The sequence below is a fragment of the Caulobacter sp. AVps16 genome, assembly GCF_058681455.1.
The window spans coordinates 322,601-342,073 of the sequence record NZ_CM178739.1; the positions used below are offsets into that span (position 1 = coordinate 322,601).

14 protein-coding genes are annotated in these 19,473 nt (G+C 66.2%); 11 read left to right on the top strand and 3 right to left on the bottom strand.

Features of this window, described 5'->3' with window-relative positions; translation table 11 throughout:
• The first annotated feature begins 146 nt into the window (after positions 1-146).
• The 3 genes from ACW17U_RS01565 (at position 147) to ACW17U_RS01575 (ending at position 5,036) form a co-directional block, all read left to right on the top strand.
• Positions 147-2,237 carry a 3-hydroxyacyl-CoA dehydrogenase NAD-binding domain-containing protein gene (locus ACW17U_RS01565; RefSeq protein WP_492054569.1) on the top strand — a complete coding sequence of 697 codons (2,091 nt, stop codon included), beginning with the start codon at positions 147-149 and terminating at the stop codon, positions 2,235-2,237.
• A 140-nt stretch (positions 2,238-2,377) separates the two neighbouring features.
• On the top strand, positions 2,378-3,934 hold the full coding sequence (locus tag ACW17U_RS01570) for a class I adenylate-forming enzyme family protein (protein WP_492054570.1): 1,557 nt from the start codon (positions 2,378-2,380) through the stop codon (positions 3,932-3,934).
• A gap of 115 nt (positions 3,935-4,049) precedes the next feature.
• A complete protein-coding gene (locus ACW17U_RS01575; RefSeq protein WP_492054571.1) occupies positions 4,050-5,036 on the top strand; it encodes a DegT/DnrJ/EryC1/StrS family aminotransferase in 987 nt (328 codons plus the stop codon).
• Here the strand turns inward: ACW17U_RS01575 and ACW17U_RS01580 are convergent.
• The gene (locus ACW17U_RS01580) at positions 5,033-6,052 is read right to left on the bottom strand and encodes an adenosine deaminase (protein ID WP_492055774.1); all 1,020 of its coding nucleotides are present in this window, start codon (positions 6,050-6,052) and stop codon (positions 5,033-5,035) included. The genes ACW17U_RS01575 and ACW17U_RS01580 overlap by 4 nt on opposite strands.
• A gap of 144 nt (positions 6,053-6,196) precedes the next feature.
• Between ACW17U_RS01580 and ACW17U_RS01585 the strand changes: the two genes are divergently transcribed.
• The 5 genes from ACW17U_RS01585 to ACW17U_RS01605 all read left to right on the top strand — a co-directional run bounded on the left by ACW17U_RS01585 (position 6,197) and on the right by ACW17U_RS01605 (position 10,979).
• A complete protein-coding gene (locus tag ACW17U_RS01585) occupies positions 6,197-6,991 on the top strand; it encodes an alpha/beta fold hydrolase (RefSeq protein WP_492054572.1) in 795 nt (264 codons plus the stop codon).
• A 113-nt stretch (positions 6,992-7,104) separates the two neighbouring features.
• Positions 7,105-8,124: an amidohydrolase family protein gene (locus ACW17U_RS01590; RefSeq protein ID WP_492054573.1), complete on the top strand. Its 1,020-nt coding sequence runs from the start codon at positions 7,105-7,107 to the stop codon at positions 8,122-8,124.
• Positions 8,125-8,144: 20 nt separating this feature from the next.
• Complete coding sequence (locus ACW17U_RS01595) at positions 8,145-8,333, top strand: hypothetical protein (RefSeq protein ID WP_492054574.1); 189 nt, start codon at positions 8,145-8,147, stop codon at positions 8,331-8,333.
• A 48-nt stretch (positions 8,334-8,381) separates the two neighbouring features.
• On the top strand, positions 8,382-9,671 hold the full coding sequence (locus ACW17U_RS01600; protein WP_492054575.1) for a M20/M25/M40 family metallo-hydrolase: 1,290 nt from the start codon (positions 8,382-8,384) through the stop codon (positions 9,669-9,671).
• Between the two features lie 231 nt (positions 9,672-9,902).
• A complete protein-coding gene (locus ACW17U_RS01605; protein ID WP_492054576.1) occupies positions 9,903-10,979 on the top strand; it encodes a phytanoyl-CoA dioxygenase family protein in 1,077 nt (358 codons plus the stop codon).
• Between the two features lie 51 nt (positions 10,980-11,030).
• Here the strand turns inward: ACW17U_RS01605 and ACW17U_RS01610 are convergent, their stop codons facing one another.
• Both ACW17U_RS01610 and ACW17U_RS01615 read right to left on the bottom strand, forming a co-directional pair.
• Positions 11,031-11,894: a pirin family protein gene (locus ACW17U_RS01610; protein WP_492054577.1), complete on the bottom strand. Its 864-nt coding sequence runs from the start codon at positions 11,892-11,894 to the stop codon at positions 11,031-11,033.
• Between the two features lie 190 nt (positions 11,895-12,084).
• Entirely contained in the window at positions 12,085-12,582 is a 498-nt protein-coding gene (locus tag ACW17U_RS01615) for an Lrp/AsnC family transcriptional regulator (RefSeq protein ID WP_062149215.1), read from the bottom strand.
• Positions 12,583-12,723: 141 nt separating this feature from the next.
• On the opposite strand from ACW17U_RS01615, the gene ACW17U_RS01620 reads away from it, so the two are divergent.
• The 3 genes from ACW17U_RS01620 to ACW17U_RS01630 all read left to right on the top strand — a co-directional run bounded on the left by ACW17U_RS01620 (position 12,724) and on the right by ACW17U_RS01630 (position 19,386).
• Complete coding sequence (locus ACW17U_RS01620; protein ID WP_492054578.1) at positions 12,724-16,164, top strand: indolepyruvate ferredoxin oxidoreductase family protein; 3,441 nt, start codon at positions 12,724-12,726, stop codon at positions 16,162-16,164.
• A gap of 268 nt (positions 16,165-16,432) precedes the next feature.
• Positions 16,433-18,028, top strand: a complete 1,596-nt coding sequence (locus ACW17U_RS01625) for a pectate lyase (protein WP_492054579.1) — start codon at positions 16,433-16,435, stop codon at positions 18,026-18,028.
• The gene (locus ACW17U_RS01630; RefSeq protein ID WP_492054580.1) at positions 18,025-19,386 is read left to right on the top strand and encodes a DUF4861 family protein; all 1,362 of its coding nucleotides are present in this window, start codon (positions 18,025-18,027) and stop codon (positions 19,384-19,386) included. Before ACW17U_RS01625 ends, ACW17U_RS01630 begins: the two co-directional genes overlap by 4 nt.
• Positions 19,387-19,473 lie beyond the last annotated feature (87 nt).

A 19,473-nucleotide genomic window follows, 5' to 3' on the forward strand; every position in this document is an offset into this window, starting at 1 on the left:
GAATCTCTGATTTCGAATTTGTAGTATGTCCCCTGTGCCGTCAACGCCGGGTGCCCATAATTCGGGCGCCGTCACGGAGGTCTGGACATCGGCGCGCGAGCGTGCAGGTTTTGTCTTCAAACAACCGTTCAAACATAAGAGCAGGGGTGGAAACCGCCATGACCGCGATCAACGCCGTCACCGATCTCACTGTCGAAGGCGACATCGGCGTCGTCACGCTGAACTCGCCGCCAGTCAACGCACTGTCGGCTGCCGTACGCGAAGGCCTTTCGGGTGCCTTTGACGCGGCCATTGCCGATCCCGCCGTCAAGGCGATCGTGCTGATCTGCGAGGGCAAGACCTTCATCGCCGGGGCCGACATCACCGAATTCGGCAAGGCCATGACCGGTCCGTCCCTGCAGGACGTTCAGAACACCATCGAAAACTCGCCCAAGCCGGTCATTGCCGCGATCCATGGCACGGTGCTGGGCGGCGGACTGGAAGTGGCGCTGGTCGCGCACTATCGCGTCGCCGTGCCGTCGGCCAAGGGTGGCCTGCCGGAAGTGAACATCGGCCTGTTGCCGGGTGCCGGCGGCACTCAGCGTCTGCCGCGCATCGTCGGTGTCGAAAAGGCACTGGAGATGGTCACCAGCGGCCAGCACGTGCCGGCCAAGGCCGCGCTTGCGATGGGCCTGTTCGACGAGCTGGTCGAGGAGGGCAACCTCCGTGCCGGTGCGATCGCCTACGCCCAGAAGGTGCTGGCCGAGAAGCGGCCTCTGGCTAAGGTTCGCGAACTGAACGCCAAGGTCGAGGCCGCCCGTGGCAAGCCTGAGATCTTCGAGGCCTTCCGCGCCGCCAACGCCAAGAAGTTCCGCGGCTTCATGGCCCCGGAAAACAACATCAAGTGCATCGAGGCGGCAGTGAACCTGCCCTTCGACGAAGGCCTGAAAGCCGAGCGCAAGCTGTTCATGGAGCTGATGACCGGCAGCCAGTCGGCCGCCCAGCGCCATGTATTCTTCGCCGAACGCCAGGCCGCCAAGATCCCCGATGTTCCGGACGATACGCCGCTCATTCCGATCAAGAAGGTCGGCGTCATTGGTGCGGGCACCATGGGCGGCGGCATCTCGATGAACTTCCTGAATGCCGGCATCCCGGTGACGATCATCGAGATGAAGCAGGAAAACCTGGATCGCGGTGTCGCCACGATCCGCAAGAACTATGAGAACACCGCCAAGAAGGGCCGCCTGACCCAGGACGACGTCGAGAAGCGCATGGGGCTGCTGACGCCGTCCATGCACCTGGAAGACCTGGCCGACTGCGACCTGATCATCGAAGCCGTCTTCGAGCTGATGGAGATCAAGAAGGAAGTTTTCGGAAAGCTCGACAAGATCGCCAAGCCGGGCGCGATCCTGGCCTCCAATACCTCCTATCTCGATATCGACGTGATCGCCGCCTCGACCTCGCGCCCCGAAAGCGTGATCGGCCTGCACTATTTCTCGCCGGCCAATGTCATGCGCCTGCTGGAGATCGTCCGCGGGGCCAAGACCGACAAGTCGGTGATCGCCACCTCGATGGCGATCGGCAAGAAGATCGGCAAGGTCGCCGTTCTGGTCGGCAACTGCCACGGCTTTGTCGGCAACCGCATGCTGGCCCAGCGCCAGCGCGAGGCCCAGAAGTTGATCCTCGAAGGGGCCATGCCCTGGGACGTTGACCGGGTGCTCTACGACTTCGGCCTGCCCATGGGCCCGTTTGCGATGAGCGACCTGGCCGGCCTCGACATCGGCTGGGATCCGGCCAAGACCTCGTCTTCGACCGTTCGCGAAGTACTGTGCGAGATGGATCGTCGCGGTCAGAAGAACGGCAAGGGCTTCTACGACTATGACGAAAACCGCGTCGCCAAGCCCTCGGCCATCGTCGAGGAGGTGATCCGCGACTTCGCCGAGAAGCGCCAGATCCAGCGCCGCGACATCACCGATCAGGAGATCCTGGAGCGGTGCCTGTACCCGATGGTCAATGAAGGCGCGAAGATCCTCGAAGAGGGCAAGGCCATCCGCGCTTCGGACATCGATACGGTGTGGCTCAATGGCTATGGCTGGCCGGTCTATACCGGTGGGCCGATGTTCTGGGGCGAGCTGGTCGGCCTCGACAAGATCCTGGCCAAGATGCGCGAATTCCACGCGGCCCTTGGCGATGACTTCAAGCCGTCGGCCTTGCTGGAGCGGCTGGTGGCCGAGGGCAAGGGCTTCAGGGACGCGTAGCGGCATCCTCCTGAACGTTGTCATCCCGGGCGTAGCGAAGCGCAGACCCGGGACCGACATGGAACTCAGCGCTTCGGGTCGGTCCCGGATCGGCGCGCTTCGCGCTTGTCCGGGATGACAATTTCTGTGGATGCTCGCCCATGACCACCATCGCCAGCATGATGAGCGCCGACTACGGCGTGATGGGTGACATCCTGCGGCTGCGGACGGCGGAAAATCCCGACCATCCGGCCATCATCATGGAATCCGGCGAGGCCGTGACCTACGGCCAGTTCGACGCCCTGGTCGATCGCGTGGCGGCTGCGTTGCAGCGCGACGGGATCGAGCCGGGCGAGGCGGTGGCGGTCTGCGCCCTCTCATCCATTCCCTACACGGCGGTATTTCTGGGCGGGCTGAGGGCCGGTGTTGCGGTCGCGCCGATCGCCCCGTCCTCCACGCCCGAGGCCATAGCCGGCATGGTCGCGGACTGCGGGGCCAAGCTGTTCTTTCTCGACGCCGGGGTGGCCGAGGCCCAGACGCCCGCACCGGTTGCGGTGCGCCTGATCGCCCTGGACGGCTCGGGTGCCGGCGAGGCCTTCGACGCCTGGCTGGCCCCTGAAGGTGCCCAGCCGACGCCCGTCGAGATCGCCCCCGAAGCGGCGTTCAATATCATCTATTCCAGCGGCACCACCGGCACGCCCAAGGGCATCGTCCAGTCGCACGGCATGCGCTGGAAGCACGTCTTCCGCGGCGACGCGGTCGGCTATGGCCCGACCGCCGTGACCCTGCTGTCGACCCCGCTCTATTCCAACACCACCCTGGTCGTCTTCTTCCCGACCCTGGCGGGCGGCGGGACCGTCATCCTGATGAAGAAGTTCGACGCCGGCCGCTATCTGGACCTGGCCCAGACCCACCGCATGACCCACACCATGCTGGTGCCCGTACAGTACCGCCGGCTGATGGAGCGACCTGATTTCGACAGCTATGACCTGTCGACCACCCATCTGAAGTTCTGCACCAGCGCCCCGTTCGCCGCCCATCTGAAGGCCGACGTCCTCAAGCGCTGGCCTGGTGGACTGGTCGAGTATTTCGGCATGACCGAGGGCGGCGGCACCTGCATCCTGATGGCCCATGAGCATCCGGACAAGCTGCACACGGTGGGGCGGCCGGCCCCGGGCCACGATATCCGTCTGATCGACGAGGACGGCGTCCAGGTCGGGCCTGGCGTGGTCGGCGAGATCGTCGGGCGGTCGGCCGGCATGATGAACGGCTATCACGGCCAGCCGGGCAAGACCGCCGAGGCGACCTGGATCTCGCCCGAGGGTGAGCGCTTCATTCGCACCGGCGACGTGGGCCGGTTCGACGAGGACGGCTTCCTGACGCTGATGGACCGCAAGAAGGACATGATCATCAGCGGCGGCTTCAACATCTATCCCAGTGATCTGGAGGCCGAGATCGTCAGGCACGAGGCCGTCGCCGAGGCGGCGGTGGTCGGGGTGCCGTCCGATGCCTGGGGCGAGACTCCGGTCGCCTTCGTGGCCCTCAAGGCCGGGACGAGCGCAACGGCGGAGGAGATCAGGACCTTCGTCAATGGCCGGGTGGGCAAGACCCAGAGGATCGCCGAGGTGCATCTGGTCGATGCCTTGCCCCGCAGCCACATCGGCAAGGTTCTCAAGCGGGAACTGCGCGACTCATGGCAGGCTGAGTCCAAGCTCTGAGCTTTTCCCCGCGACGGCGCGCCGCAGCGGGGCGAATGGAATCGGTTGTTACGGTTGCTTAACCATAAGGTGACGCCATAGGGCGGAACCGGTCTCTCGTGGAAGCGCCTGCCCCATGCGTCCTTCGCCCGCCACCGCGCCCGTTCCGAAAGCCATCACCGCCAAGACCCGTGCGCCGGCCTCGCCCGTGGACTTCGATGCCGTGACCGAGGCCCTGCGTGCGGCCGGTCATGGACCCGGCGAGGAAGCCGGCCTGATGTCGCGCTTCTGTCAACCGGTCGCGGTAAGGGTTCTGTCAGATCACGCCCAGGCCGTCTCCGTCGCCCTCACCGCCCTCGGCGTGCGCCCCGGCGGCTACTGTGTTGTTTCGGCCCTGGCCTGCGCCGCGACCCTGAAGGGCGTCGCGGATGCCGGACTCAAGCCCTGGCTGGTCGATGTCGATCCGTTCAGCTGGATGTTCGATCCTGCCCATCTGCGCGAGCGCCTGCCCGAGGCCCCCGGCCCGCTGGAGGCCATCCTGCCGGCCGGTGCCCATGGCCGCGCACCTGACCTGCGGGCCTGGGCCGCCTTTCGGGACGAGACCGGCCTGCCGATCCTGGTCGAGGCCGTCGAGGCCTTTGACGTCATCCAGAGTGCCCCGGTGCCGGTCATTGTCGGCCTGCCCAGCGGTCAGGGCGTGTTCGTCGCCTGCGAGGATGCCACCCCGATCAATGCCATGGATACCCCGCTGTTCGAGGGCGAGGCGGGCCTGGATCTGTGGCCGCAGAAGCGGCCGCGCCTGGCCACCGCCGCCCAGCGCCTGCGGGTGCTGCTTCTGGACGCGCCGATCGGCTTTCAGCCGGGCTGGGGCATGAGCTGGGTGTCCGAGACCTGCGCCTTCAGCCTGCCCGAAGACACCGCCGCCGACGTGCTGACAAAGCTCGGCGATGCCGGCGTTGAAGCCGTCGGCACATCGTTCCGGACCCGCGACATGGACGCCGATGAGACCCCGATCGCCGACCGGCTGGCGGGTTCGGTGATTGTGATCCGCATCGATCCGGACCTGGGCCTTGAGGCGCTCGACGATATCGCGGCGGTGCTGCGGAGCGCTGTCGCGGGCTAGTTCGCCGCCGCATAGGCGTCGACGCCCGCGATCCTTTCAGCCTTCTCTGCCTCGCTGAGGAACGATCCGGCGAAGCTGTTCTTGGCCAGGGTCACCAGATCCTCGCGCGTCAGGCCCACCGCCGTGGCCGTGGCCATGTAGTTCTCAAGCAGATAGCCGCCGAAATAGGCCGGGTCGTCGGAATTGACCGTAGCCTTCAGGCCCAGGTCCAGCATGCGCTTGAGGGGGTGCTCCTCCAGCGTTTTCACGCCGCACAGCTTCAGGTTCGACAGCGGGCAGACCGTCAGGGTCGTGCCGTCGCGCACCAGCCGCGCCGTCAGGGCGTCGTCTTCGAGCGCCCGGTTGCCGTGGTCGATACGGTCGACCTTCACCAGGTCTATGGCTTCCCAGACATAGGCCGGCGGGCCTTCCTCGCCGGCGTGGGCGACGATCTTGAGGCCCAGGTCGCGGGCCGCCTGGAAGGCGCGGGCGAACTTGGCGGGCGGATGGCCGACTTCGGAGCTGTCCAGACCCACGCCGACGATCTCGGCAAGCCAGGGTTTGGCCTGTTCCAGGGTGGCGAAGGCGGCGTCCTCGTCCAGGTGGCGCAGGAAGCAGAGGATCAGCTTTGACGTGACGCCCAGCGTCTTTTCAGCCTCGTCCATGCCGGCCAGCAGGCCCTTGATCACCACATCGAAAGCGATGCCGCGATCGGTGTGGGTCTGGGGGTCGAAGAAGATCTCTGCATGGGTGCCACCATCGGCCGCCAGCCGTCGGAAATAGGCCAGGGCCAGATCCTTGAAGTCGGCTTCGGTGATCAGCACCCCGGCCCCCTGATAATAGATGTCCAGGAAGTCCTGCAGGTTCGAAAAGGCGTAGGCCGCTCGGATCTCTTCGACCGACTTGAAGGGCAGGGCGAGGCCATTGCGCTCGGCCAGCTCGAACATCAGCTCCGGCTCGAGGCTGCCCTCGATGTGCATGTGGAGTTCGGCCTTGGGCAGGCCGCGGACGAAGGCGGTAAGATCGGTGTCGGTCATGTGGCTGTTATGGGCCGCCGCGCTGGCCGGTTTCAACCGGATCTTCGCCAGTGGACGCGACGCCGGCGCGCTTGACCCTCGACCACCACCCCCTATGACACGCCGGGTGGCATGCCTGCGATCCAGGCGGCGAAGGGGCGAGACATGGCGGCGGACCAGTTTGTCTATCTGCACGGCCAACCAGGCTCGCCTGTTGAACTGACCCTGGCGCGTCCCGACGGCTGGACAGCTGCCGCCAATCTGTTTGCGCCCGACCGGGCCCTGGACCGTCCCGACCTGGCGCTCGAGCCCTATCTGGACCATCTGGCCGCCAGCATCCTGCGGCGATATCCTGAGGGTCCTATCCGGTTGGTGGGCTTCTCGCTGGGCGGCTATGTCGCCACCGAGATCGCGCTGCGGCTGGCTGAGCGCGGTCGTGGCGACGATCTGAGCCTGGATCTGATCTCAACGGCGGCTCCGCTGGGCTATGGGGACTTCCTGCCGCATATGGCGGGCGGCCGGGTCTTCGCCCTGGCGCGCGCCCAACCCTGGTTGTTCAACCTGATGACCCAGGTGCAAGGCGGTCTCGCGGCCTTGGCGCCCAAGACGCTGTTCGGCCAGATCTTCGCCGGCGCGGCCGGGGCGGACGCTGAACTGGCCCTCGACCCGGCATTCCAGGCGAGTCTCCAACGCATCATCGTCCACAGCCTGGCCAAGGGCGCACGGGGCTATAAGCGCGACATCGGCGGCTATGTAGTCCAGACGCCCGAACGGCTGGTGACCCTGCGGGCACCGATTACCCTGTGGTGCGGCGAGGCCGATACCTGGGCACCATCGGGCATGTCGCACGCCATCGCCGAGGCCCGGCCGGAGTCCCGCCGCGTCCGGTCCTTTCCGGGGCACTCGCACTATTCGACCCTGACCGCCGCCCTGCCCGAGATCTTCCGCGACCTCGCCTAGGCCGCGCGTGTCGGCGGAAATCGCAGACCTTTGTTCTCAAGGGCATTTACAAGGCGGGGGCGGGTCAGCTTGACTTGATCTGCGGCAATTAGCGCCGGACGCTGGAGCACGACATGTCCCCCAAGCCCATCCTGCTCGCCCTCGCGGGGCTGTGGCTCTGCGTCACGCCTGCCGCCGCCGCCGATCCGATCATCGATATGCACCTGCACGCTCTGGCGGCGGATGACCAGGGGCCGCCGCCGCTGGCCATGTGCACGCCGATCTCGCCGATGCCGACCTGGGACCAGCGCCAGCCCTGGACCGACGGTCTGATCGGCATGTTCAAGACGCCCGGCTGCGCCGACCCGATCTGGTCACCGACGACCGATGACGAGATCCGCGACAGGACCCTGGCGATCATGGCCAGGCGCAACATTATCGGCGTGGTCAGCGGGCCTTATAAGCGGGTGATGGCCTGGCGCGCCTTGGCCCCCGACCGGGTGCTGCCGGCACTGATGCCGACCATGTCCGATCTCTCAAAGCCCAAGGTGCTGCAGGACGACTTCGGCAAGGCCAAGGCAGCCGGCCAGCTGGCCGTGCTTGGCGAACTGGGCTTTCAGTATGAGGGGATCGCGCCCAACGATCCGCGCCTGGAGAACCTGTGGGCCGCCGCCGAACAGCTCGACATCCCGGTGGCCATCCATGTCGGACCGGGCCCTCCCGGCGTGGCCTATATGCCCGGGTCAGGGTACCGCGCCCGGCTGAGCAGCCCGCTATTGCTGGAGGACGTGCTGGTCAAACATCCCAAGCTGCGCATCAATGTGATGCACGCCGGCTATCCGATGCTGGATGACACCCTGGCGCTTCTCTACGCCCACCCGCAAGTCTATCTGGACACCGGCGTCATCGTCTATACGCAGCCCCGGCCGGCCTTCTATCGCTATCTGCAGGCCCTTGTGGACGCAGGGTTTGGCGAGCGGGTCATGTTCGGCTCCGACCAGATGGTCTGGCCTGAAGCCATCGAACGGTCGATTGCCGTGATCGATGAGGCACCCTTTCTGACGCCGCAGCAAAAGCGTGACATCCTCTACAACAATGCCGCGCGGTTCCTGCGCCTCGACGCGGCGACGATCGCCAAACACAAGGCGATGTAGGGGGAAGCGACGTGGTCGGAATGCGGCTGATCCGAGGACTAACGCTTGTCAGTGTCCTGCTGAGCCTGGCGACGGTCGCCCAGGCCCAAACCCTGTCGGCCAAGGTCTCAGCCTGGCGGCAAAAGAACGAGACCGCCATCGTCGGCCAGCTGGCCGACGCGATTTCCATTCGCAGCATTGCCGTCGATCCTGCCGGGCTGGACGCCTAGGCAGACCGGCTCAAGGCCCATCTGGACCAGCGCGGGTTCAAGACCGATTTGCTGGCCGCCAACGGTTCGCCCAAGGTCGTGTTCGGCCGTTACGACACCCCGGGTGCCAGGCGCACGGTCGTCTTCTATGCCCACTATGACGGCCAGCCGGTCGCGCCGCGCGACTGGCGCTCGGATCCGTTCGTCCCGACCCTGCGGACTGGCCTAGGGGTTGACGCCGCCGAGATCTCGGACTGGCGGACCGGTGCCCGGCCGCTGGATCCCGAATGGCGACTGTTCGGACGCGGCGCGGCTGACGACAAGGCTGCCATCGTCGCCTTCCTGGCCGCGTTCGACGCGCTGAAGGCAGTGGGCAAGAGGCCTTCGATCAACATCATCGTCTTCTGGGAGGGCGAGGAGGAGGCCGGCTCACCGCATCTGCCCGCCATCCTGGCCGCCCACCGCGACCGCCTGAAGGCCGATCTCTGGCTGATCGGTGATGCGCCCGTGCACCAGTCGCGGACCCCGACCCTCTATTTCGGCGTGCGTGGGGTCATGGCCCTGGACATGACCCTCTATGGCCCGCGACGACCGCTGCACAGCGGCCACTACGGCAACTGGGCACCCAATCCCGCCGCTCGCCTGGCGCAGGTGATTGCAGAGATGCGCGCCCCCGATGGCCGGGTTCTGATTCCGGGTTTCAGTGATGGGGCGCAGCCGCCGAGCGCAGCCGAGAAGGCGGCGATCGACGCTCTGCCGCCGGTCGACGCCGACATCCGCCGCGAGATCGGCGTCGCCGCCGCCGAGAGCGAGGAGGGGCTGACCCTGTCGACCCAGCGCCCGGCCTTGAACGTGCGGGGGCTGTTAGCCGGTCAGGTCGGCGACCAGGCCCAGGGCGCGATCCCCAGCCAGGCCCAGGCTGCCTTCGACATCCGCCTGGTTCCAGGCCAGTCGCCGGACGCCGTGCGCGCCAGCGTCGAAACCTTCCTGACAAAGCGCGGCTGGACCCTACTGGACGGCCCGCCGAGCGAGGCTGATCGCGCGGCCCATCCGCAGCTGATGCGGCTGAAATGGTCAGGCGGCTATCGCGCCCTGCGCTCGGACATGACGACGCCGACCTCGCGGGCGGTGATCGCCGCGGCCAATCGCGTCGCCGGCCGCCCGGTCGCTCTGCTGCCGATGATGGGGGGCAGCGTACCGCTCAACATGTTCGAGGACGCCCTGGACGCGCCGTTGATCGGCTTGCCGATCGGCAACCACGACAACAACCAGCACGCTGCCGACGAGAACCTGCGCCTGGCCAATCTCTGGGACGGGATCGGGCTATATGCGGCGATGATGGCCGACCTGTCCTGGTAGGGTCCCCGCCACTTCCGGCAGGGTGATGAATGCGTCTCAGGCTAGCTCGGGCCGCATCATGCGACACGTCATCTATCGCCATCTGAGTCTGGATGGGGCGAGGCCTGCAAGGCACAGGGCGATGTACTCGGATCAGCTCCGGGTAAGGGCCCAGTCTGCCGACCGTCAAAAAATGGCCACGCCTTGACGCTTGTGTCCGCCCAATTGCGTCGAACGGACCTATAAGGCCTCATGACTGTTTCCCAAGACCTTCTCCCCGGCGTGCCGCTGGTCGAGTCCTGGCTGCTCAAGGCCTCTCTGGATCAGATGGGTCTGACCGCGATCGAGCGGGACATTGCCCTGCAATTGCATGAGAAGGGTTTTGCCGTCCTGGATTTCCCGGACGACGATCTGGATGCGCGCATCGCGCGGATCATCGAGACCCTGACCCCCCAGTATGATTTCGAGCACTGGCGGTCCGAGGGCTGGGCCGCCGACAATGGCCTAAGGGTGCAGGATGCCTGGAAGACCAGCGAAGACGTGCGCGCCATCGCGGTCAATGAGGCGGTGCTGGCCCTGCTGGGCAAGCTCTATGGCCGGCGGGCCTTTCCGTTCCAGACCCTGAACTTCCCTGTCGGGACCCAGCAGCACGTCCATTCTGACTCGATCCACTTTTCCAGCATTCCGGAGCGATTCATGTGCGGGGTCTGGCTGGCCCTGGAGGACATCCATCCCGACGCCGGGCCGCTGGTCTATTATCCGGGCTCCCACAAGTGGCCGATCCTTTACAACGACATGATCGGCAAGGTGATCGGGGCCGGCGCGGATTTCCTGGCCCAGACACCCTACGAAAACGTCTGGGCAGCCCTGGTCGAGGCGACCGGTGTGCAACCGGAATACTTCTATCCCAAGAAGGGCCAGGCCCTGATCTGGGCGGCCAATCTGCTGCATGGCGGCAGCCGGCAGAAGGACCCTGCCCGCACCCGCTGGTCGCAGGTGACCCACTACTATTTCGACGACTGCACCTATTACACGCCGGCCTTTTCGGACCCGCTGGTCGGCAATCTGGACCTGCGCCAGATCATCGATCTGTCGACCGGTCAGGTGGCACCCAACATCTATATTGACCGGCCAGTCTCCGAGGTCGTTCGCCGGGAGCCTACCCCGCCTGCCGCCCAGCACCAGGCCGCCCTCGTGCCGGGCAAGATCCCGGCTGACTTCGATCCCAAGCGCTATCTGGCGCTCAATGCCGATGTGGCCGCAGCGGGGGTGGATGCCCGCAAGCATTTCCTGAGGTTCGGTATCCGCGAGAACCGGCGCTACAGGTAGTTCCGCCCAGACCTAGGTCTGTTCCGCCGTCTGTCCTGTCGCCGACGGCGCTCAGGGCAGGGGGATGAACTCGTCATGATCGAGGTCGGGCAGCTTCATGCGTCCGGCCTTCCAGTCGGCCTTGGCCTGTTCCAGCCGGTCCTTTGAGGACGAGACGAAGTTCCATTCCATGAAGCGCGGGCCGACGGGCTCGCCGCCCAGCAACATGACGGTCGAGGGCTCCAGGGCCTTGAAAACGATCGTCTCGCCGGGGGCGAATACGGCCATCTGCAGGGCTGAAAGCTCGCGACCATCCACCTCGACCCGGCCGCTGGCGACATAGGCTGCGCGCTCGGAATACTCGGCGGGCAGGCCGGCGGTGGTCCCGGCCGCCAGTTCCCAGTGCACATAGAACAGCGGCGAATAGACCGGTACATCGGTCTTGGCCCCGAACGCCTCGCCGGCGATCAGCCGGGCCTTCAGGCCGCCACTCTCATAATAGGGAAGGGCGGTGTCGCCCGCATGGTGGCTGAAGCTGGGGGCGACCTCTTCGAATTCCTGGGGGAGGGCGATCCAGGCCTGCATGCCGTCCATGCGGCCGCCCTGGCGGCGAAGGGTCTCGAAGCGTTCGGAATGGGTGATGCCTGACCCGGCGGTCATCCAGTTGACCTCGCCTGGCCGGATTTCGGCCAGCGACCCGACGCTGTCGCGGTGGGTAATCTCGCCCTGAAACAGATAGGTCAGGGTCGACAGGCCGATATGGGGGTGAGGCCGCACGTCGGCGCTCTTGGGAAAGCCCGGCGCGAATTCGGCGGGTCCCATGTGGTCGAGGAAGGTGAACGGGCCGACCATGCGATGGGCATGGAAGGGCAGGATGCGCCCGACCTCGAAATTGCCGATGTCGTGGCGGCGGGCTTCGATGACGAGGTCGATCATGGAGGGCTCCGGCGAGGGGGTGGCCGGAGATTCTCACAGGTTGCGGTGGGCGTCTTGTCGAAATGCGCCCTGTCTGAGCGACTGGCCCCCTCCTGGCGGCTTCGCCGCCGTCCTCCCCCGCAGGGGAAAGACGCTTTCATCCTCCCCCTACGGGGGAGGAGCGCGTCAGCGCGGAGGGGGCGAGTGCTGACTAACCCAGAGGGCTCACATACGGGCTGACCAGACCCAGCGGCACGGCCGTCGAGTTCTTGACGCCGCGGATGACGATCCGGCTCTCGATATTGCTGACCAGGCCCAGGGACAGCAGCTTGTCGCGCAGGAACTCGTCGAAGGCGCGCATGTCGCGGGTGACGATGCGCATCTCATAGTCGGCGGCCCCGGTCACCGTGGCGCACTGCACGACCTCGGCCCACTTGCTGACGGCCTGCTCGAAGGTGTCGAGGTTTTCCTTGGTCGGCAGGGACAGCTTGACGGTGCAATAGACCTCAAAGCCCAGGCCCAGTTTCTCGCGGTCGAGGATCGTCACGCGGCGCTGGATGACGCCGGCGTCTTCCAGGCGCTTGATCCGACGCCAGCAGGGGCTGGACGACAGCCCGACCCGTTCAGCGATCTCGGCGACGGACAGACCGGCGTCGTGTTGGATGAGATCGAGGATCTTGGCATCCACGGCGTCGAGTTGTTCGGACAAGAATTCCTCCCCCAGAGGTCATTTAGCGCGGTGATCGTGCCGAAAGCAGCCACGACTAGGGCACGCCTTGGGCAAACAATTTCCCCGTTTCTATAAGATATTGCTACGCGGGCGAGAAGACCCGGGAGGAATTTTTTTGCCATGAGGCACTCAGAAGTCACTCTGGACGACAAATATCTTCTCGAAGATGGTCGCGCCTTCATCACCGGTGTCCAGGCGCTGATCCGGGTTTTGCTCGATCGCAAGCGGCTGGATCGCCGGGCCGGATTGAATACGGCCGGCTTCCTGTCGGGGTATCGGGGCTCGCCGCTCGGCGGACTCGACCAGCAGGCTGCGCGCCTGAACAAGCTGCTGACCGCGCATGACGTGGTCTTCAAGGAAGGCCTCAACGAGGACCTGGCCGCCACCGCCGTGTGGGGCAGCCAGCAGGCCAACCTGTTCCCCGGCGCGACCCATGATGGCGTGTTCGGCATGTGGTACGGCAAGGCCCCGGGCGTCGACCGCACCGGCGACGTCTTCAAGCACGCCAATTTCGCCGGCAGCTTCCCGACCGGCGGTGTTCTGGCCGTGGCCGGCGACGACCATGCCTGCAAGTCCTCGACCCTGCCGTCGCAGTCGGAGTTCGCCTTCCAGGACTTCGAGATGCCGGTGCTGTCGCCGGCCGATGTGCAGGAGGTCCTCGACTACGGTCTGATGGGGATCGCCATGTCGCGGTTCACGGGCCTGTGGACCGGCATGATCGCCCTTGCCGACACCATGGACTCCGGCGTGACGATCGATGTGTCGCTGGATCGCCACAACGTCATCATCCCCGACTTCGCGATGCCGCCGGGCGGCCTCGGCATCCGGCTGAAGGATCAGCCGATGGAAAAGGAGCGCCGGCTCCGTCTGCACAAGATCCCGGCCGCCCTGGCCTTTGCCCGTGCCAACCACATCGACCGCGTGGTGCTGGGCGCCTCGCATGTCCGCGTCGGCAAGGCCCGCCTGGGCATCGTCTGCCAGGGCCAGGCCTATAAGGACGTGCTGGAGGCCTTCACGGCCATGGGCATGACCCTGCAGGAAGCCGCTGACCTCGGCGTCTCGATCTACAAGGTCGGCATGCCGTGGCCGCTGGAGCCCTTGGGCATCCGCGCCTTCGCTGCGGGCCTTGAGACCCTGATGGTCATCGAGCACAAGCGCGGCCTGATCGAGCCCCAGGCCCGGGCCGCCCTCTATGACCTGCCGGCCCAGGCCCGCCCGCGCATCATCGGCAAGACCGACGAGCACCATCACCCGCTGCTGTCGGAGCTCGGCTCGCTGTCGGTCGCCGAAATCGCCCTCGCCATCTATGACCGCCTGCCCGACGGGCCGCACATGGAACGGGCCCGCGCCTATCTGGACCGCGTCTCGGCCGCCGGCGTCGCCGCCGTCAGCCTGGCCGCCGACCAGGCCCGCAAGCCGTTCTTCTGCTCGGGCTGCCCGCACAACACCTCGACCAAGCTGCCGGAGGGCTCGCGGGCCCTCGCCGGCATCGGCTGCCACTACATGGCCGGGTTCAACGACCCCTCGACGGACCTCAACACCCATATGGGCGGCGAGGGCCTGACCTGGGTGGGCGCGGCGCCGTTCACCACCGAGAAGCACGTCTTCCAGAACCTGGGCGACGGCACCTACAACCACTCCGGCTCGCTGGCGATCCGGGCTGCGATCGCGGCCAGGGCCAACATCACCTACAAGCTGCTGTTCAATGACGCCGTGGCCATGACCGGCGGCCAGAAGGCCGAAAGCGGCTTCACGCCTGCCCAGATCACCCGTCAACTGGCCTCGGAAGGTGTGACCCGCACCGTCATCGTGGTCGATGAGCTGGAACGCTATCAGGGCGTCTCCGATCTGGCGCCCAATGTCGACGTCTTCCCGCGGTCCGAACTGATGACCGTACAGAAGATGCTGCGCGAAACGCCCGGCACCACGGTGCTGCTCTATGACCAGACCTGCGCCACTGAAAAGCGCCGTCGCCGCAAGCGCGGCACCATGGCCAAGGCCCCTCGCAGGGTCTTCATCAACCCGCTGGTCTGCGAGGGCTGCGGCGACTGTTCGGTGAAGTCCAACTGCGTCTCCGTCGAGCCGCTGGACACCGAGTTTGGCCGCAAGCGCAAGATCAACCAGTCCAGCTGCAATCAGGACTACAGCTGCGTCGAGGGCTTCTGCCCGTCGTTCATCACCCTGGAGGGGGCTGAAAGCGCTCAGTCGAAGGCCCGTCCTGCCGCCCTGACCGCCGACTCCACGCCGCTGCCAGAGTTCGAGCCGCTGGTCGGCGTTCGCAAGATCCTGTTCACCGGCGTCGGCGGTACCGGCGTCACCACCGTGGCCTCGATCCTGGCCATGGCGGCGCACATTGATGGTCGCTCGGGCAGCGTAGTCGACATGACCGGTCTGGCCCAGAAGGGCGGCTCGGTGTTCAGCCACGTCAAGATCGGCGAGACCGAGGACACCGTGGTCGGCGGCCGCGTGCCGGCCGCCAGCACCGACGTCCTGATCGCCTGCGACCTGCTGGTGGCTGCCAGCCCCGAGGGCCTGTCGCTCTATGCCAAGGACCGCACCGCTGCTTTCGGCAACAGCGATTTTGCCCCCACCGCCGACTTCGTCACCAGCCGCGACGTCAAGTTCGACAGCGGAGCCATGGCCCGCCGGGTCAAGGGCGCGACCAAGAGTTTCGATGCTTGCCCAGCCCAGCACCTGGCTGAAAGCCAGTTTGGCGACGCCATCTTCGCCAACATGATCATGGTCGGCTTCGCCTGGCAGCGCGGGGTGATCCCCCTGTCCAGTCGCGCCATGTATCGGGCCATCAAGCTGAACGGGGTGGAAGCCGAGGCCAATCTCCAGGCCTTCGAACTGGGTCGCCGCATCGCCCATGATCCGTCCGCCGCCGGCCCCAAGGTCGAAGTCGGAGCCACGCCCGAGACGATGCCTCTGGACGACCTGATCGCCAAGCGCTCCGCCGAACTGACGGCCTATCAGAACGCCGCCTATGCCGAACGCTATGCCGCCAAGATCGCCAGGGTCCGGGCCGCCGAGCTCGCTGTCAGTGCCGAGGCCGCTGCCCTGCCCCTGACCCGCGCCGCCGCCATCAATCTCTACAAGCTGATGGCCTACAAGGACGAGTACGAGGTCGCCCGGCTCTATACCGACGGTCGTTTTGCCGCCGAGCTGGCCGGCACCTTCAAGGGCGGCAAGGCCAAGGTCTGGCTGGCCCCGCCGCTGATCGCCCGCAAGGGTCCGGACGGCAAACCGAAGAAGATCGCCTTCGGCGGCTGGATGCTCGAGTTTGCTTTCCCGATTATGGCGAAGATGAAGGGCCTGCGCGGCGGAGCCTTCGACATCTTCGGCAAGACCGAGGAGCGCCGCATGGAGCGCGGCCTGATCGACGCCTATGAGGTCGCCCTGGATCGCCTCTCAGCGGGCCTCAAGCCCGAGAGCCTGCCCCTGGCGCAGAAGATCGCCGAGATCCCGCAGTCCATCCGCGGCTATGGCCACGTGAAGGAAGCGGCGGTGGTCACGGCCAAGGCGGCCGAGGCGAAGTTGTGGGAGCAGTGGGGGGCTTAAGCCCCCTGCCGACGAACGGAGAGGGCGTGATGTCGCAGACCCGTCCGAACCGCATCCGCCGGGGCCTGATGTCGGCAGCCTTGCTGGTCTGACCGACCTCGGCCCTGGCGGCCAGCGCGCTCCCGTCCGACGCGCACCCCGTCCACTGAGCCTGAGCCCGACCGTCGTGCATTGACACCGGTGTCTATCAAGAGTCTCACTGGCGGTGCGTTTCGAGCGTTCCGCCAATAGAGACCCCTCAGGTCCGGGCGGTTTAGGGGGGTGTTGCATGTTCAATCGCCGCAATTGGCTGCTGGCAGGTGTGGCCTTGGCCCTTTGCCCAAAGGGCAGGGCCTCGGCCGCCGAAGCGCCGCGCCAGGCCGTGCTGACCGCCATGGCGCGCGCCACCCGCTTCATGACCGAGAAGGTGGCCGTTCGCGGCGGCTATGTTTGGTCCTACCTCCCCGACCTGTCGCGCCGCTGGGGCGAGATGGAGGCCTATCCGACCATGATCTGGACCCAGGCCCCGGGGACGCCGGAGGTGGGGCAGATCTTTCTGGATGCCTGGCACGCCACGGGAGAGGCCTTTTACTACGCGGCCGCCGAGCAGGTCGCTGCGGCCCTGATCGCCGGCCAGCATCCTTCGGGCGGCTGGAACTACATCATCGACTTTGCCGGCGAGGCCTCAATGCGGCGCTGGTACGAGACGATCGGCAAGAACGGCTGGCGACTGGAGGAGTTTCAGCACTACTACGGCAACGCCACCTTCGATGATCATGCGACCATCGAATGCGGCCGCTTCCTGCTGAGGATGCATCTGGAAAAGGGCGATGCCCGCTATCGCCAGGCCGTCGACAAGACCGTCGATTTCGTTCTGGAGAGCCAGTATCCCAACGGCGGCTGGCCGCAACGCTGGCCCAGGATGGGCGAGTTCTCAAAACAGGGGAGGCCGGACTATACCGGTCTGATCACCCTCAATGACGAGGTTGCGGAAGAGAACATCAGCTTCCTGCTGCTGGTCCTGCAACAGCTGAAGGAGGAGCGGGTCCGCGCGCCGCTTGTTCGGGCCATGGAGCTGATGATCGACCTGCAGCAGCCGGCCCCGACGCCGGGCTGGGCCATGCAGTACACGCCCGACCTCAAACCCGCACCGGCCCGCACCTATGAGCCCGCATCGATCACCCCGCACGGCACGGCGGCGGCGATCACCCAGCTCCTCGACTATTACCAGCTGACCGGGGAGCGGAGATATCTGGCCCGCGTGGGCGAGGCGATCGATTGGCTGACCAGCGTGGAGATTCCGCCGGAGAAGCGGCCGGCGAACGGCCTGAACTTCTATCGCAACTATGATCCAAGTACCGGTCGGCTCATCGGCGGGGGGCGCAAGGGCTCGAACGCCCAGAACGGCGCGTACTGGAACGGGGCCGACACCTCCACCACGCTGCCGGCCAAGCGGGTCAATGTCGAAAAGCTCCGCGCCCGCTACACGCAGCTGGCCGCCATGAGCGCCGAGGAGGCCACGCGCGACTCGGCGCTGATGGGGCGCGGACCGTCGCTGATGCCCCGGTTTGTCGTGACCCACGCCCTGGGCGGGTCAGACCTCAATGTCACCGCTGCCGCAGCCAAGGCCGAGGACAGCGCAATGGCCCTGGTGGCGGGGCTCAATGCCGAGGGTTACTGGCCCGTGGAGCTGCGGACCACCAGCCACGTCTATCGCGGAGACGGCCCGCCGGTCCCCCCGCCGGGCTTTGTCGATCGCGGGCAGGTCGGTGACGCGTGGGACACCTCACCCTTCACTGAGGCCTCGGGTCCCATGGGCATTTCGACAGGCACTTACATCAACAATATGAGCCGCCTGATCGCCTATCTGGAGGCCGGCCGATGAGGGCCTTTGGCTTCGCTGCCCTGCTTCTGCTGACGGCCGGCCCAGCCCTGGCGCAGGACCCATGGTACGTCCAGGGCGAGTTCAAACCCGTGCAGCGCATCGCCATCCAGGTGCAGAACCCGCTGGACGTGGCGCGGACCAACAGCCCGGTCGCGATCCAGCGCGCCGATCTGGTGCCGTTGCACGACGTGCATGAGCTGCAGATGACGCTGGTCGATCCGCGTGGAACGCCCAATCCCGAGCCCTCCGCCCAAAAACGGGCGCTTGAGGGGGCGCATGGCCAGGTTGCCGAGGCAAATGGCCACGCCTTCCCTTACCAGTTCGATGACCTGGATGGCGACGGCCTTTGGGATGAGCTGTTTTTCATGGCCGACTTCGCTCCGCGCGAAACCCGGACCTTCTATGTCTATCTGGGCATGCAGCAGCGCGGCTGGAACCCGCACCGCACCCATGCCGCCATCGGCAGCTACATGCGCCACACGGTTCCGTTCTGGGAGAGCGCCAATATCGGCTGGAAACTCTGGTATCCCACCGACATCGACGTCTACGGCAAGCGCAAGCCGCAGCTGATGAGCAACCGGCTTTATATGGAGAACCTGGACGGTTATGCGGTGTCGCTGATCGATCCGGGTCTTGGCTCGGACATCATGAGTGTCGCCAACTCGTTCGGCGGCGGTGGCATTGGCCTGATCGAGGACCCGGCCCACCCCGAAAAGGTCTCACGGCCGCGGTTTGGCCCGGGAACCACCGAGAACTTCAATGGCGGACCGCTGTCTTCAACGCGCTATGCGTTCAGCGTCGTGGCCAATGGGCCGGTCCGCAGCATGGTGCGCATCCGGACGATGAATTGGACGACCGGCCTGGGGACCTATGATCTGGAGCAGGTCTATACGGCCTATGCCGGTGAGGACTACACGACCGCCGAACTGGCCTTCACGCGCCGGCCGAAAAGCGCCAGCCCGCCTCGGCTGGTGGTCGGCATCCGCAAGCGGGCGACCGAGGACAGCTTCGTTCAGCAGGGCGGGATGGTGGTCAGCGCCGGGGCCGAGCTGATCCGAAACCCCGATGATCTGGCGCGGGTCCAGGCGGACATGGCGGTGGCCTATGCGGGCTCTGCCGTGGTCGTGCCTGATCGGCTCGCACCGGCCTATGCCTTTCTTCCAGCCTATGAGGGCAATCACCTGATGACCGCGTCCCTGCCGGCCGATGGCCGGTTCCGGTATCTGCTGGCCTCGGGCTGGAGCGAAGGTGAAACACGCAAGACCGCGTCCGCCTTTACGGACTATGTGCGGGTCGTGGCCCGCGAATACAACGCGCCGGTCACCTTCACAGGCCTAAGGCGCGAAGCCCGCCCCTGAAGGGGGGCGGCCGGCCGGCCGACTGTCCGAGCGGGTCTAAGCCTATGATTCAGAGCCCTTTCTGCCCGGGCCGGTGGCAGCGGCTTG